The organism is Streptomyces sp. WMMB 322 (genome assembly GCF_900090145.1).
Lineage (GTDB): Bacteria > Actinomycetota > Actinomycetes > Streptomycetales > Streptomycetaceae > Streptomyces.
Genome location: NZ_FMHI01000018.1, coordinates 25861 through 40607 on the forward strand (window position 1 = coordinate 25861; position 14747 = coordinate 40607).

Below are 14747 nucleotides of genomic sequence, written 5' to 3' on the forward strand. Positions count from 1 at the left end.
CTCCTCTCGGCGCCCCTGCCGCGGTGGCCGCGGTCACGGGGGCGGGCCCGCCCCCGTGACGGCGGCACCTGTCAGGTCGCACGGAATCCGATGGTGGGCGTGGCACGGCGCAGTGCCGAGCCCCGGTTCGCCCCGGGCAGGAGGTCGGACAGGAAGGCGTAGCGCCGCATCACGTCCTCGCTCTGTCCTCCGCAGCGGGTCGCGTACTGCCACCACGCGGCGACCTCGGGCCAGCCCGGCGCGGAGAGCGAACCGCCGAAGTGCTGCACGGACAGTGCGGCGGTGAGGTTGGCGAAGGCGAGCCGGTCGGCGAGCGGCCAGCCGGCGAGCGTGCCGGTGATGAAGCCGGCGACGAAGACGTCACCGGCACCGGTCGGGTCCAGCGCTTCGACGGGCAGCGCGGGAAGGTCGGCACTCTCGCCGCTCAGCGAGTCGACGGCGACGGCCCCGCCGGAGCCCTTGGTGACGACGGCGATCGGCACGAGTTCGGCCAGGGCGCGCACCGCTTCCTCGGGGCTTCCGGTGCGCGTGTAGTGCTGCGCCTCGGCCGCGTTGGGCAGGAACGCGTGGCAGTAGGCGAGGTCGGCCAGGGTGTCCGGGTCCCAGGCCCCGGTGTCGTCCCAGCCGACGTCGGCGAAGATCTTGCTGCCCTCGTCGTGGGCCTCGCGCACCCAGCTCTCCAGCCGCCCGGGGGCCAGGTCGGTGAAGCAGGCGCGGGAGCGCGGGCGGGAGGCGGACCGCACGCAGGGGGCGGGGGCCTCGTGCCCGTGGGAGACCATCGTCCGCTCGCCCTCGTAGGCCATGGAGACGGTGACGGGCGAGTGCCAGCCCTGGGCGCGGTGGGACGGTCGCAGGTCGATGCCTTCGCTGTCGGCCAGCGACTCCCAGCAGTAGTCCCCGTAGACGTCGTCCCCGAAAGCGGCAGCGAGGGAGGTGCGAAGGCCGAGGCGGCGCAGGGCGGTTGCCATGTTGGCCACGCCGCCGGGCGACGAACCCATGCCGCGGGCCCAGGACTCGGTGCCGCGTACGGGAGCGTGGTCGAGCCCGGTGAAGATGATGTCGAGGAAGACGGTGCCGGTGAGGAACACGTCCTGCTCCGGGCCGCCGTCGCCGCGCAGGGCCGACAGCGGGTCCAGGGCCGCCGAAGTCGGCGCCGGATGTGCGCTCCCGGTCGTGCTCACTGCTCCTCCCGCCCCCTCCGGCCCAGTCCTGCGGCATGCTCTGCGGCCTGTGAAGACCCGTCCTCCGGTGCACCGGCGGCGTCGCGCTGTGACGGCGTCGCACTGAGCCCCCCGAGGAGCCCGCGAGCCGTGAACGGCCGTGGGCGGCCGGAAGCTTCTCGATTCTTTGAGCGATACCTTGCACGTCAGCAGCCATGAGTGCAAGACCCCGGTCACACTCGCGCAAAGACGCTCAGGCACGCTACATTGCCTGACATGTTGCGCGAGACCCGTCATGAGCGGCTGCTGAAGCTGCTCCGCGAAGAGGGCGTGCTGCCCGTCGGGCAGATCGCGCAGCACCTCTGCGTCAGCGAGGCCACCGCGCGGCGCGACCTGAACGACCTGGCCGACGCGGGCCGGCTGACGAGGGTCTACGGCGGCGCGGTGGCGCGGGGCCCGGTCGAGCGGCCCTTCGCAGAAGAGGAGGTCGACGACCGCGCGGACAAGGACGCCGTCGCCAGGAGCGCCGCCGCCACGGTCGAGGACGGAGAGGTTCTGCTGCTCGACATCGGCACCACGGTGCTTCAGCTGGCGCGCAGGCTCCACGGCCGCAACATCACCGTGGCGACGAGCAACCTCGCCGTCTACGAGGAGCTGAAGGACGACACCGAGGTCACGCTGGTACTCCTCGGCGGCCAGGTGCGCCGCAACTACCGCTCCCTCGTGGGCCACTTGACGGAGTCGAGCCTCAGTCACCTCTACGCCGACCGGCTCTTCCTCGGCACCAGCGGCGTACTGCCCGACGGGCGCGTGCTCGACACCACGGACGTCGAAGTGCCCGTCAAACAGGCCATGCTGGCCTCGGCCCGGCACGTGGTGCTGCTCGCCGCGGCACGGAAGTTCCCCGGGAAGGGCACCGCCCGCGTCTGCGGGCCGCAGGACATCGACGCCCTGATCACCAATCAGACGTCGGACCCGAAAACCCTCGCCGTCTTCCGCGAGGCCGGGGTGAAGGTGCAGACAGCCATGGACGCGGAGGTGGAGGGCCGATGAGGCTGACGGTGCTGGGCGGCGGCGGATTCCGGGTGCCGCTGGTGCACCGGGCGTTGCTGGAGGACCAGGGCGACGACGCCGGACGCATCACCGAACTCGTGCTCCACGACACCGACTCGGACCGCCTGGGCGCGATCACATCGGTCCTCTCCCACCAGGCGGAACAGGCGCGACAGGCCCCGGACCGGGTCGGCAGGGGCCCGGCACCCGCCGTACGCGCCACCACTGACCTCGACGAGGCGCTGCGCGGCGCCGACTTCGTCTTCTCCGCCATCCGCGTCGGCGGCCTCGAGGGACGCGCCCGCGACGAGCGCACCCCCCTCGCCGAAGGGGTCCTGGGCCAGGAGACGGTGGGCGCCGGCGGTGTGCTCTACGGACTGCGCACGCTGCCCGTCGCCGTGCACATCGCAGAACGCGTCGCCGAAGTCGCCCCCGACGCCTGGGTCATCAACTTCACCAACCCCGCCGGCATGGTCACGGAGGCCATGGGCCGCGTCTTCCGCCGACGGGGCCTGGGCGAGCGGGTGATCGGCATCTGCGACTCCCCGGTGGGCCTGTGCCGGCGCGCGGCCCGCGCCCTGGGAGCGGACCCCGACCGCGCCGACTACGACTACGTGGGGCTCAACCATCTGGGCTGGCTGCGCCGCGTCGTCGTCGACGGCAAGGACCGGCTGCCCGGCCTTCTCTCGGACGACGCGCTCCTGGAGTCCTTCGAGGAGGGCAAGCTCTTCGGCGCCGGCTGGCTGCGGGCCCTGGGCGCGCTGCCCAACGAGTACCTGCACTACTACTACTTCAACCGCGAGGCCGTCGCCTCGATCCGGGGGGCGCAGACCACCCGTGGGGAGTTCCTGCGCGAGCAGCAGTCCCGCTTCTACGAGGAGTCACGTCCGGGGCGTGCGGCCGGCCCGTCCGAGGCGTATGCGGCCTGGGCCCGCACGCGCCGGGAGCGCGAGGAGACGTACATGGCCGAGAGCCGCGAGGCGTCCGGCGGCTGGGAACGCGACAGCTGCGACCTCGAAGGCGGCGGCTACGACCGCGTCGCCCTCGCACTCATGCGTGCGGTCTCCCGCAACGAGCGCACCACGCTGATCCTCAACGTGCCCAACCGCACCGCCGTTCCTGGTCTGGACGCGGAGGCGGTGGTGGAGGTGCCGTGCCTGGTCGACGCCGGTGGGGCCCGGCCCCTCTCCGCCGGCCCCGTCGCCGCGGACCAGCTGGGCCTGATGCTTCAGCTCAAGGCGGTGGAGCGCTCGGCGATCGAGGCTGCGGAGAGCGGCTCACGGGCGGCGGCCCTGCGGGCGCTGGCCCTTCATCCGCTGGTGGATTCGGTACGGGTCGCGGAGCGCATCCTCGACACGGCGGGCGGGTTCTGAACCGCCGCACCCAATTCGCCCGTCCTCAGCGGCTGTTGCGGAAGACGAGCAGATAGCGCCAGAAGAGCAGCCTGCGGATGCGGGAGCCGGGCAGCAGGACGGCCGCCTCCGAGTGGATCCGGGACAGCGTCATCCCTGGCTGCTTCACCGGGGGATCCGTGCGTGCCCAGCCTGCCGGGGCGGAGGCAGGACGCAGCCGGTCTGCTGCCCGAGCCGCAAGCCTGGCAACGGCGTTGACGGGAACAGCGGCCAGGCTCCAGAGAAGGTCGAGCCGGCCCTTTTCCCGGTAGCAGCCAAGGATCACCAGGACACCACCCGGTGCGAGCGCCGCCCGCAGCGCCGAGACGGTCTCGAACGGCACATGGTGGATGCTCGCCAGGCACGAGATGAAGTCGTAGTGGTTCCGGGGCAGTTCGAGGTCGGTGACATCCGCCTGCCGGAAGCGCGGACTGCGGGCGCCCTCTTCGCGCGGGCACAGGGCCCGTGCCTGCGCGATCATCTCCCCGGACGGGTCGATCGCGTCGACGTCCATCCCGAGCCGCGTGAGCCGCAGCGCGAACCGTCCGGAACCGCAGCCCACGTCCAGCGCCCTGCCGCCGTGCCGCGGCACATGGCGCGACAGCAGCCGGTGGTAGTGATCGTTGTGGTCGAAGGGCACCCGCACGATCGTGTCACGGAACGGAGCCCGCCAGGCGCGTTCCCCCGGGCGTTCGCCCGCGCTCCACGGCCGCACGGACGGCCTCCGCTCACCGGCCGCCGGTCGCACCCACCGGCGGGACCGGCGGGACCGGCGTCCGGCCGACGGAGGGCGATGCGGCGGGGGCTCCCGGTGAGTCCGGCGGAGCCGCGCGATCACGCGAACGCGGGCGCGGGGCACGGCCGTTGGCGAGCCCCCGGACACCGAGGGTGCCGGGTCAGGCTCGCCCGTCGCGGCACGCACAGTGGACCGCCCGGCCCCCGGCCCCTTTCCTGCTGTCCCGGCGCGGTTCAGGGACGCGGGAAGGCGTTGACGAGGGGCTCCCCTGCTGCGTAGCGGCGGACCTGTTCCACGATCAGCCGCTCGGCGCGCGGACGGAACGTGGCGGAACCGCCCGCGACGTGCGGCGTGATCAGCACCCCGGGCTGCTTCCGCAGCGGATGGTCACCCGGCAGCGGTTCGGGGTCGGTGACGTCGAGCGCGGCGCGCAGCCGTCCGCTCCGGGTCTCGTCGAGCAGCGCACCCGTCTTCAGCGTGCGGCCCCGTCCCACGTTGACCACGAGCGCCCCGTCGGGCATCGCGGCGAGTTCGTCGGGGCCGAACATGCCTGTCGTGGCGGGGGTTTCGGGCAGTACGAGCACCGCGATGTCCACGTCCGGCAGAAGTTGCGGAAGTTCGGTCACCGCGTGCACGTCCTCCTCGGGCCTGGGCCGCCGGGCGATGCGCACGACCTCCGCCTCGCAGGCCAGCAGCCTCCGCTCCAGGGCCTGCCCGATCGATCCGTATCCGATGACGGCGACGCGCGCCCCGGCAAGGGAGCGGGTGAAGTGCGGCTCCCAGCGTCCGGCCTGCTGATCGGCGACCCAGCGCGGAAGGTCGCGCTGCGCGGCGAGGATCAGTCCGAGCGCGTGTTCGGCGGTGCTGGCGTCGTGCAGGCCCCGGCCGTTGTACAGCTTCGCGCCCTCGGGCATGACCGGCAGCAGCTTCTCGACGCCGGCGCTGAGGGACTGCACGGCACGTACGGCGGGGAGCCGCGGCAGCAGCCGCTCCGCGTCGGGCACGGCGTAGGGCATCACCCACAGGCCGGTCGACTCCAGTGCTTCGGCGGGCAGTTCGTCCTCGGGTGTGCGTCCGTCCCATATGTGCACGCGGACGTTCGAGGGCCACGGCCCGTGCCGCTCGTCGAGGCCTTTCCAGGGCAGGAGCACGTGGACTGCGGGGTCGGTGGTCTCGGGCATCGGCGTGTGCCTCTCCTCGTCGCGTACGGCGGATGACGGGCGGACGGCCGGAACGAACCGACGGACGGACCGGCGCCAGAGCGCCAGACCGCCAGACCGGACCGGCAAACCGGCAGACCGGCAGACCGGCAGACCGGACAGTCGCACCCGGCTGACCCACGGGCCGGGCCGGCCGGCCGGGACGTCCCGGAACGCCCGCGGCGTGCGGACCGTGACGGGTCCTGACCGGCCGCAGCCATTGACCCGGCCCGCACACACTCGTAACGTCCTTCCCGCCCAGTGAAACACTTTCCATCCGACGGAAAAAGGGGAGGTCCGGGAATGACGGCAGCGTCTCCCTCCCGCACCGGCAGCGGCGGCTTCTGGTCATCGACCCGCGCCCGGTATCTGATACCGATCGCGTTCGTCACGTACTCGCTCGCCTATCTCGACAGGTCGAACTACGCGATCGCCTCGGCGGGCGGCATGGCCGACGAACTGAACCTGTCGGCCGGGACCGACTCCCTCATCGCGGCCTCGTTCTTCCTCGGCTACTTCTTCTTCCAGATCCCGGGCACGATCTACGCCGAGCAGCGCAGCGTGCGCCTGCTGGTCGCCGGCTCAACGATCGCCTGGGGCGTGCTGGCGACGGCGCAGGGCCTGCTCAGCAGCCCGGGCCAGCTGATTCCGGTGCGCTTCGCGCTCGGCGTCGTCGAGGGCGCCGTGCTGCCCGCGCTGGTGGTGCTGCTGAGCCGCTGGTTCACCAAGCGCGAGCGCGGCCGGGCCAACTCCCTGCTGATCCTCGGCAATCCGATCACCGTGATGTGGCTGTCCGTGCTCTCCGGATGGCTCATCGAGATCTCCGACTGGCGGATGATGTTCATCGTCGAGGGCGTCCCCTCGATCGTCTGGGGCCTGCTGTGCCTGCGGCTCATCAAGGACCGGCCGGCCGAGGCCCGGTGGCTGCCCGGGGCCGAACACGACCGGCTGCGCACGGAGCTCGCGGACGAGCAGCGCGCCGCCGCATCCTCGCCCGGCTCGGCCGTGACAGCCGCAGAGGTCGACGCGGGAACTCCGGCCGCGCCGGAGGCCGAATCCGACCCCGGGGCGCACGCCACCACCGCCGACGCGCCGCGCGCGACCGCCGCGGACTACAAGAAGGTCCTGCGCTCCCGTGCCGTGGTCGTGCTGGCCGCCCAGTACTTCTTCTGGTCGTTCGGCATGTACGGCTTCATCTTCTGGCTGCCGTCCATCGTGAAGCAGGCCTCGGGCGAGGGCATCGGCGCGACCGGACTGATCTCCGCGATCCCCTACGCGTTCGCCGTCGTGGCGATGATGCTCAACTCCCGCCTGTCCGACCGCACCGGACGCCGCCGCATCGCCGTGTGGCCCTGGCTGGGCACGGGGGCGCTGGCGCTGTTCGGCTCCTACCTCGCCGGTCCGAACTTCCCACTCGCGCTGACCCTGCTCGTCGTCGCGGGACTGTGCATGTACGCGCCCTACGGCCCGTACTTCGCCTTCGTCTCGGAGCTGGCCCCGGCCGGTGTCGCGGGCGCGGCCGTCGCAGCCGTCAACTCCTTCGGTGCGCTGGGGTCGTTCGCGGGCACCTACCTCGTGGGCTGGGTGCGTGGCACGCAGCTCGGCGACGCGGGCGCCTTCGGCTTCATGGCGGTGTGCACGATGATCTCCGCGGCGCTGATGTTCGCAGTGCGGGAACCGCGGGCCACCACGGGCGATACCGGTACGGTGAACCGGGAGCCGCACACGAGTGCCGCCACGGCACCGGGCAGTGGCGGACGCGACTGACCTTGCCGCGCACGATCTTCGAGGGAGCACCGACGGTGACCGCACCGCCCGGCGACGACATGCTCAGCCGGGGTCTGCGGCTGATGACGGTACTGGCCGACAACCCGTCGGGGCTGGGTGTCAGCGCGGCGGCACGCACCGCCGGGCTTCCCGTCAGCAGCGCCCACCGGCTGCTGGGGCGTCTGGCCGCCGAACGCTTCGTCGCCTACGACGAGGACACCCGCCGCTACGCCCTCGGGGTGCGCGTCCTGGAGTTCTCCCGCGGCTTCCAGCGCTCCCCCGCCGGCTACTCGGCCGCGGCCGCACCGATGCGCCGCCTCGCCGCCCGGACCGGACTTCCCGCCATCGCGGGGATCCTCGACGGCGGCGAGGTGCTCATCGTGCTCAGCGCACAGGGCACGCAGCACCTCCAGCTGCGCAGCGCCGAGGGCACCCGCAATCCGTGGCACGCCACCTCCATGGGCCTGGCGCTCGCCTCGGTGCTGCCGGAGGAGGAGCTGGCGGCTCTCCTCGCCTCCGACCTGCCCTCCCCCACCGCGCACACCGTCACCGACCCGGAGGCGCTGCGCGAGAAGGTCGCTCGCGCACGGGAGCGGGGCTGGGCGGAGGTCGACGAGGAGAACGAGGTCGGAGTCCGCTCCGTCGCCACGGTCGTACCCGATCTGGACGGAGCAGTGCGCCCCCGGCTGGCCATCTCGCTCGGCGCCACCGTCGTGCTCACCACCTGGGACGAACTGCACGGCCACGTACCGGCGTTGCGTGCCTGCGCGGAGGAGATCGCCTCCCTCATGGGGTGACGGCGCTTCGGGGTGAGAGCTCTTTGGGGTGACGCCTTCGGCCGATCGTCCGGTCCTCCGGGTCGGGCGCCGTGCGCGGGGGTAGGACTGGGTGCGATCGGAAGCCGAACGGCCTGCGACGCAGCCAGGCCCTGGGGGAGGAAACCAACGTGCGGACGGGCATCAAGACGCTGACCTTCGTCGTCGGCACCGGGCGCAGCGGCTCGACGGCGCTGTCGCAGGTGCTGCGGCTGCATCCCGACGTGCTCAGCCTCAACGAGCTCTACTCCTGCATCGACGGACCACCGGCACTGTCGCAGCAGCCGCTCACGGGCCCGGAGTTCTGGCGATGTCTGCGCGAACCGATGGAAGTCTTCGACGCCATGGTCCGCAGCGGGACCCCGCTCCCGGAGTTCATCTACAACCGTCACCCCGAGTGGCGCTACTCGGCCGGAACGACGGGCATCCCCGCGATCAGCATGATGACGCTCCCGCACCTGAGCGACGACCCGGACGCGCTGCTCGACTCCCTCGAACCGGAGGTGTGCTCCTGGCCCGAGCGTCCCGCCCCGCAGCAGTGGCAGGCCCTCTTCGGCGCGCTCGCCTCCCGCGCCGGCGGGCGCGAGGCCGCCGTGGAGCGCTCCGGATACTCGCTGCACCGCGTCGGACTGCTGCACGAACTTTTCCCCGAGGCCCGCTTCGTGCACCTCTTCCGGGACGGCCCCGACTGCGCGCTGTCCATGAGCCGCCACAACGGCTACCGCATGATCTCCCTGTTGCGCGAGATCGTCCGCCGCTCGGGCGTGGAGTCCGCCTCCGACCTGACCGACGACCACATCAAGCAACTCCCCGAGGACCTGGCCCCGTTGCTGGGCCCGCAGTACGACCCGGCGCTCGTCCTCGACCGTGAGATGCCGGTGCCGGACTTCGGCACGCTCTGGTCGGACCTGATCTGCGAAGGCGTGGACCAGCTCGCCGCCGTCCCGCGGGAACAGGTCACGACGCTCTCGTACGAACGCCTCCTCGACGCGCCCCGGGCGGAGCTGGCCCGCCTGGCGGACTTCATCGGTGTCCAGCCCTTCTCGGAGTGGCTGGAGGAGGGCGACGAGATCCTCGACGGCACGGGCCGCCGCGGCTCGGCGCTCGGCCTGCCCGAGAGGGTTCTCACCGCGCTCCGGGAGAACTGCGCCCGTGGAGAGGAGGCGTTGGGCGTGCGTGGCGCGGATGCCGCCGTGCCGCACGGGAGTTGATCCGGCCCTGCTGCCTCGCCGCTCCACCGTCTCGGACACGCTCCGCCTCCGTCCCCGGTCACCGGCCTTCCGGCCGGAGCCGGGGACGGACTGCGTCCGGCACCCGATCGCCCCAACTCCGCCGCGACTGCGAAGAGTTCTTCCCAAAGAACCCTTCGCAAAGACATCTTTGCGTTCTAGGGTTCAGGGCATGGGGAAGACCGACGAAAGCAGCTCTCGGCACACACCGCCGCAGCAGGTGGTGCCGCAGAAGACCCCGCAGGACACGGTCGTCCTGGACGCGAAGGGCCTGCGTGCGCTCGCGCACCCGGTGCGCGTCCAGCTCGTCGGGCTGCTGCGCAAGAACGGCCCGTCCACGGCGACCCGTCTCGCCGAGCAGCTGGGCGTCAACTCCGGGACGGCCAGCTACCACTTGCGCCAACTGGGCGCCTCCGGCTTCGTCGAGGAGGACACCGAACGCGGCAACGCCCGGGAACGGTGGTGGCGTTCGGTACACCGCAAGACGCGGTTCGACGACATGGAACTGGCCGAGCGCGAACCGGAGGCGACGCTCACCTATCTGCACTCCGTGGCCGCCGCCTACACCCTGCGCACCCAGCGGGCGGTGAACGAGTTCCAGACCCTCCCCCGCGAATGGCGCGAGGCCTCCGACATGAGCGACTGGGCACTGCGCCTCACTCCGGAGGAAAGCCGTTCCCTGTACGCGGAGTTGGCCTCGGTCATCGGCCGCTACCGGCGGGACGCGCCCGGGGCCGACGCCCCCGACGGCGCGGAACGCGTCACGCTGATCACGCAGATCCTCCCCGAGCTGGACGGCCCGGGGAGGCGGGAGTGACTCGATCCCCGTCCGGGCGCCGGTCGTTGCGGCCTCTGGCCGGCGTGCTCGCCGCAACCGGACTGTCGCTCACGGGCACCCGCATCTCAGTCATCGCTCTGCCCTGGTTCGTCCTCGTCACCACGGGCAGTGCCTCGCAGACCGGCCTCGTGGCTTTCTGCGAACTGGGACCGTACGTGCTGGTCAAGGCGTTCATCGGACCGCTGGTGGACCGCAGCGGCCCACGGATCGTCTCCTGGTCCACGGACCTCGTGAGTGCGACGGCCGCCGTGACGATCCCCGCTCTCCACGCCGCGGACCTGCTCTCCTTCTGGCTGCTGCTGCTCCTCGTCGCGGTCATCGGCGCCGCACGCGCTCCCGGCGACCTGGCCAAACAGGTCATGGTTCCGGAGGCCGCAGACCTCGGCAGCGTACGGCTGGAGCGGGCCACAGGGCTCAGCGGCGTCATGGAACGCCTCGCGTTCACACTCGGACCCGCCGCGGGGGGAACCCTCGTCGCGCTCCTCGGCCCGATGACCGCACTTGTGGCCAACGCCGCGTGTTTCGCGATGGGTTCGCTCGTCATCGCACTGGTCGTTCCACGCGGCGTCGGCCGTACCGCCGAAGCGCGCGACCCCGACGCGGAGGGCCCGGGCTACTGGAGACGCCTCGGCGAGGGCATGCGCTTCCTGCGCAACGATCCGCTGCTGCTCACCATCACGGCGATGATCGCAGTCACCAACCTGCTGGACACGGCCTTCTCCTCGGTGCTCGTACCGGTCTGGGCGAAGGAATCCGGCAACGGCCCGGCCGCGATCGGGCTCACCGGCACCGCATGGGGGCTCTCGGCCATCGTCGCCAGCTTCACGGCCGCCGCCGTGGCACACCGGCTCAACCGCCGCGTCGTCTTCTTCGCCGGCTTCGTACTCGCCGGCGCCCCGCGGTTCCTGATCCTCGCCCTCGACGTACCGCTGTGGACCGTGGTCGCCGTTTTCATTGTCAGCGGCTTCGGCGCGGGCTTCCTCAACCCCATTCTGGGAGCGGTCATCTACGAACGCATCCCGCGCGAACTGCTGGGCCGCGTGACGGGCCTGGGCACATCGATGGCCTGGCTGGGCATGCCGCTCGGCGGACTCGTGGCGGGAGCGGCCGTGGCCTCGGTGGGTCTCGTCCCGTCGCTGGCAGTGGCTGGAGCGGCGTACTTCCTCACCACGAATCTGACGGGACTGCGCCCGGAATGGCGGCAGATGGACCGCCGACGCGCCGAGGAGCGAGATCTCCCGGATGAACAGATTCCGCAACGAAGTGACACAGCACCGACATAGGCTGCGTGCAACAGATCCGTCACTCCCGGTGAGACACATGACCGACATCGAAGACCTCGACGCCGACGAAGGCACACCGGACCCCGTTCACAGGGTCCTCGGCAAGCAGATCAAGCACCTGCGCGAACAAGCGGGCCTCACCCAGACGGAGTTCGGCAGACAGGCGGGCTACGGCACGGACCTCGTCTCCTCCGTCGAACGCGGCCGCCGCGCCGCCAAGCCGCAGTTCATCGACGCGGCCGAACGCATCCTGGACGCACGGGGGTTGCTGAAGGCCGTCGAGGAGGACATCGACAAGGCGCGGCTGCGATACCCGGCGTTCTTCCGCGAGTTCGCACGACTGGAGACCGAAGCGGTCGAGCTTCACGAGTACGCGACCATGGTCGTGCCGGGCCTGCTTCAGACAGAGGAGTATGCGCGGGCGCTGTACCGCATGCGGCGTCCTCTCCTGGACGAAGAGACCGTCGAGGCCCGCGTGGCAGCGCGACTGGCCCGCCAGCAGATCTTCAGCCGCTGGCCGCCCCCCACACTGAGCTTCGTTCTCGAAGAGGTAGTGCTGCAAAGGCCGTTCGGCAGCGCCGACGTATTGCGAGGACAGCTGCGGCAACTGCTCGCCCTTGGACGGATGCGGCATGTGGAGCTTCAAGTTATGCCCACCAAGCGATCTGACCACCCGGGGGTCGCCGGACCGGTGATCCTTCTGGAAACTCGAGAGGGGCAGAACCTCGCTTACGCCGAAGCGCAGGGACGCAACGTCTGGTTCACGAAGCGTGAAGCAGTACGCACAGTGGAGAGCCGCTATGGGATCATCCGCGCGCAGGCACTCACGCCCGACGAATCCCTGGGGCTCATCGAGACGTTGCTGGGAGAAGGATGAACACCACCCTGAAGTGGCTCAAGAGCAGCTACAGCGACAACGAAGGCGGCGCGTGCGTCGAAGTCGCCCTCTCCTGGCACAAGTCCAGCCACAGCAGTGGTGAAGGCGGGAACTGCGTCGAGGTCTCCAACTGCCCCGGCACCGTGCACGTCCGGGATTCCAAGAAGGTCCACGGCCCACGATTGGCGTTCAAGTCTGAAGTTTGGACGGACTTTCTCACGCACACCATCGGTCGGTGACGGGTTGCCAGCCTGATCTGCGAGGGGGTCCATTTCGAGCCGTAGCGAATCCTGAAGTGGCGGGAAAAGACCAGTAGTTGACGCCCTTGCTTATGGCATTATCACGCCATGAGTCGGACATTCATGACCTCCTCGGCGCCCGATATGAGCAGCTACGCCTTCGATTGGGCGCTGGTGGATGTGGAGACATCCGGCCTCTGGCCGCGCCACCATCGTGTGCTGTCTGTCGCTGTCATCACAGTCAATCGGCAAGGCGAGCAGACCGGCGAGTTCAGCACCCTCGTCAACCCTGGTTGTGATCCCGGCCCCGTTCACATCCACGGACTCACACCTGACCGCCTGCGCGGAGCACCCAGGTTCGAGGAGGTCGCCGATCACATCGGCACCCTGCTCAAGGACCGCGTAATGGTGGCTCACAACGCACAGTTCGACTACGACTTTCTGGCGCACGAGTTCGCCCGCGCCCGAAGCTGGATACCAGTATCGCGACGACTGTGCACCCTGGCACTCAATCGGCAGCTCGGCACTTCTTCTGTCGATCTGGCACTGGGCTCCCTCGCCGGCCACTACGGCATCCCGCAGCACAAGGCCCACGATGCCTTGGACGACGCCCGCGTACTCTCCGGCGTATTGCGGGAGTCGCTGAGGGAAGCCGCTCACCTCGACATTCCGCTCCCCCTGCTGGATTGTCCTCCCAGGCAGGAAACACAGTTCACGCCGCAGCCGCCGAAGACACCGTGCGCGTACCGCAACCCCGGGCGGCTTGTCTCCGGCGGCAGGCTGAAGCAAGGGATGAAGGTTGCGATCACAGGGGAAACCGCTGTCGCGCGTGCGGAGCTGGTGGCGCGCGCGGTCGCTGCCGGACTGAATGTGATGACTTCGGTCAGCCGGCACACAAGCCTACTTGTGACGAACGACAGGACGCTCGGAACAGCAAAGGCCAAGCGAGCCGCCGCTGAAGGAGTTCCTGTCCTCGATGAACGGTCGTTCCTGAAGTTGCTCGGCGATGTACGGCCAGGGGTGCCGCACAGAGCCGGCGGTACGCCGGAGTCGACGGCCCTGGCACGCAGTACTTCCTCAGAACAATCGATCCAGACAAGTTCTGTTGCCACTTCGTCGAGCGAGGCGATTGTCAGGAAGGACACCGGGACCAACACCGACGCCGAGAAGAACCCGAAGCCCCTTCTCGGGCACCGAGTGCTGGTTCTTGGTGGACCTCATCCTCAAGCTGCCAAGGCCCGAAGCAGGATCGTCGAACTGGGCGGCGCGGCGGCCGTCAACCTCTCCGGGAACGTCACCGATCTCATCGTTCTGCAAGGCGGATACATCGATCCGCGACGCATGCGTCGGATTCAGTCCCTCGATCTCCCGACGCACGAAGCTGAAATCCTCGACTCGGCCAGTCCCGACTTCGGAAACGCGGTGCATGGAGACCGGCTGGGCACACTCGTACTTCCGCGGGGCGGTGTCATCGACCTACCGAGCCGCTCTGGCTACGTCAGTTGGACGGTCGCAGCATCCTGGGGCCAGCAGACCGAGTGCGAGATCGACATCGTGGCCTTCAGCGTGGACGAGGACGAACAAGTAACGTGTGACGCTGACTTCGTGTTCTACGGGGCGCCGGAAGGCCCGAACAGTGCCGTGCGGCTGTCCACCGATGCGCCAACCGAACAAGCGATCACCGTGGACCTTGCCTCAGTGACTCCTGCCACCGACAAGGTCGTCATCTGCGCAGCGCTCGATGGAGACCTCACCTTCGGTGACGTGGGCGCCATCGAGATCAGCACGTCACCAGGACCCGCGGCACGACCGGTGGCCCAGGCAACGCTTGACGCGGCGACCACGGAACGCACCCTGCTCCTTGCGGAGATCTATCGTCGTGGCCCCACCTGGCGTCTTCGGGCCGTGGGACAGGGCTACGACTACGGCCTCGACGCCCTGGCACGGGGCTACGGAGTCGACGTTGCCGAGTGACTTGGAAGCTGCCCTTCACGTGGGTGACCTCCTATGAGAGGCAGCACGTCAGGAGCCGCAGGGTCCAGACACCCCAGTCCGGTACAGGGCAGCGGGTCCGGGGGCTCCACTCAGGACACCGGGCCCGCGCTGCTGTCCTTGAACCCGCCACCGCGAGTGCGGCCCCGGCTTCGTCCCGAGATACGG

The 14747-nt window shown here is 70.2% G+C and carries 13 protein-coding genes; 10 read left to right on the plus strand and 3 right to left on the minus strand.

Features of this window, described 5'->3' with window-relative positions; genetic code table 11:
- Positions 1-71: 71 nt before the first annotated feature.
- On the minus strand, positions 72-1181 hold the full coding sequence (locus H180DRAFT_RS23545) for a carbohydrate kinase family protein (protein WP_055488131.1): 1110 nt from the start codon (positions 1179-1181) through the stop codon (positions 72-74).
- Between the two features lie 255 nt (positions 1182-1436).
- On the opposite strand from H180DRAFT_RS23545, the gene H180DRAFT_RS23550 reads away from it, so the two are divergent.
- Entirely contained in the window at positions 1437-2213 is a 777-nt protein-coding gene (locus H180DRAFT_RS23550; RefSeq protein ID WP_055488132.1) for a DeoR/GlpR family DNA-binding transcription regulator, read from the plus strand.
- A complete protein-coding gene (locus H180DRAFT_RS23555) occupies positions 2210-3586 on the plus strand; it encodes a 6-phospho-beta-glucosidase (RefSeq protein WP_175437817.1) in 1377 nt (458 codons plus the stop codon). The genes H180DRAFT_RS23550 and H180DRAFT_RS23555 overlap by 4 nt, the downstream gene beginning before the upstream one ends.
- A 25-nt stretch (positions 3587-3611) precedes the next feature.
- On the opposite strand, the gene H180DRAFT_RS23560 is transcribed toward H180DRAFT_RS23555, so the two are convergent.
- Entirely contained in the window at positions 3612-4244 is a 633-nt protein-coding gene (locus H180DRAFT_RS23560; protein ID WP_055488228.1) for a class I SAM-dependent methyltransferase, read from the minus strand.
- A gap of 329 nt (positions 4245-4573) precedes the next feature.
- A complete protein-coding gene (locus H180DRAFT_RS23565; protein ID WP_055488133.1) occupies positions 4574-5521 on the minus strand; it encodes a 2-hydroxyacid dehydrogenase in 948 nt (315 codons plus the stop codon).
- Positions 5522-5842: 321 nt separating this feature from the next.
- On the opposite strand from H180DRAFT_RS23565, the gene H180DRAFT_RS23570 reads away from it, so the two are divergent.
- The 8 genes from H180DRAFT_RS23570 (at position 5843) to H180DRAFT_RS23605 (ending at position 14561) form a co-directional block, all read left to right on the plus strand.
- Positions 5843-7306 (plus strand): MFS transporter, encoded by a 1464-nt coding sequence (locus H180DRAFT_RS23570; RefSeq protein ID WP_079100353.1) that lies wholly within the window; start codon positions 5843-5845, stop codon positions 7304-7306.
- Between the two features lie 35 nt (positions 7307-7341).
- Positions 7342-8103: an IclR family transcriptional regulator gene (locus tag H180DRAFT_RS23575; protein WP_254666159.1), complete on the plus strand. Its 762-nt coding sequence runs from the start codon at positions 7342-7344 to the stop codon at positions 8101-8103.
- Between the two features lie 149 nt (positions 8104-8252).
- The gene (locus tag H180DRAFT_RS23580; RefSeq protein ID WP_254666160.1) at positions 8253-9332 is read left to right on the plus strand and encodes a sulfotransferase family protein; all 1080 of its coding nucleotides are present in this window, start codon (positions 8253-8255) and stop codon (positions 9330-9332) included.
- 190 nt (positions 9333-9522) lie between these two features.
- Positions 9523-10167 (plus strand): ArsR/SmtB family transcription factor, encoded by a 645-nt coding sequence (locus H180DRAFT_RS23585; RefSeq protein WP_079100354.1) that lies wholly within the window; start codon positions 9523-9525, stop codon positions 10165-10167.
- The gene (locus H180DRAFT_RS23590; RefSeq protein WP_055488134.1) at positions 10164-11471 is read left to right on the plus strand and encodes an MFS transporter; all 1308 of its coding nucleotides are present in this window, start codon (positions 10164-10166) and stop codon (positions 11469-11471) included. Before H180DRAFT_RS23585 ends, H180DRAFT_RS23590 begins: the two co-directional genes overlap by 4 nt.
- Positions 11472-11508: 37 nt before the next feature.
- Positions 11509-12348 carry a helix-turn-helix domain-containing protein gene (locus H180DRAFT_RS23595; RefSeq protein ID WP_055488135.1) on the plus strand — a complete coding sequence of 280 codons (840 nt, stop codon included), beginning with the start codon at positions 11509-11511 and terminating at the stop codon, positions 12346-12348.
- Positions 12345-12587, plus strand: coding sequence for a DUF397 domain-containing protein (locus H180DRAFT_RS23600; protein WP_055488136.1), 243 nt, complete (start codon positions 12345-12347; stop codon positions 12585-12587). The genes H180DRAFT_RS23595 and H180DRAFT_RS23600 overlap by 4 nt, the downstream gene beginning before the upstream one ends.
- Before the next feature lie 108 nt (positions 12588-12695).
- Positions 12696-14561: a TerD family protein gene (locus H180DRAFT_RS23605; RefSeq protein ID WP_055488137.1), complete on the plus strand. Its 1866-nt coding sequence runs from the start codon at positions 12696-12698 to the stop codon at positions 14559-14561.
- The last annotated feature ends 186 nt before the right edge of the window (positions 14562-14747 follow it).

Excerpts from the sequence above, each read along its gene's own strand:
- H180DRAFT_RS23550 (WP_055488132.1), top strand. The coding sequence starts at position 1,437 with ATGTTGCGCGAGACCCGTCATGAGCGGCTGCTGAAGCTGCTCCGCGAA.
- H180DRAFT_RS23555 (WP_175437817.1), top strand. The coding sequence starts at position 2,210 with ATGAGGCTGACGGTGCTGGGCGGCGGCGGATTCCGGGTGCCGCTGGTG.
- H180DRAFT_RS23565 (WP_055488133.1), bottom strand. The coding sequence starts at position 5,521 with ATGCCCGAGACCACCGACCCCGCAGTCCACGTGCTCCTGCCCTGGAAA.
- H180DRAFT_RS23570 (WP_079100353.1), top strand. The coding sequence starts at position 5,843 with ATGACGGCAGCGTCTCCCTCCCGCACCGGCAGCGGCGGCTTCTGGTCA.
- H180DRAFT_RS23585 (WP_079100354.1), top strand. The coding sequence starts at position 9,523 with ATGGGGAAGACCGACGAAAGCAGCTCTCGGCACACACCGCCGCAGCAG.
- H180DRAFT_RS23595 (WP_055488135.1), top strand. The coding sequence starts at position 11,509 with ATGACCGACATCGAAGACCTCGACGCCGACGAAGGCACACCGGACCCC.
- H180DRAFT_RS23600 (WP_055488136.1), top strand. The coding sequence starts at position 12,345 with ATGAACACCACCCTGAAGTGGCTCAAGAGCAGCTACAGCGACAACGAA.
- H180DRAFT_RS23605 (WP_055488137.1), top strand. The coding sequence starts at position 12,696 with ATGAGTCGGACATTCATGACCTCCTCGGCGCCCGATATGAGCAGCTAC.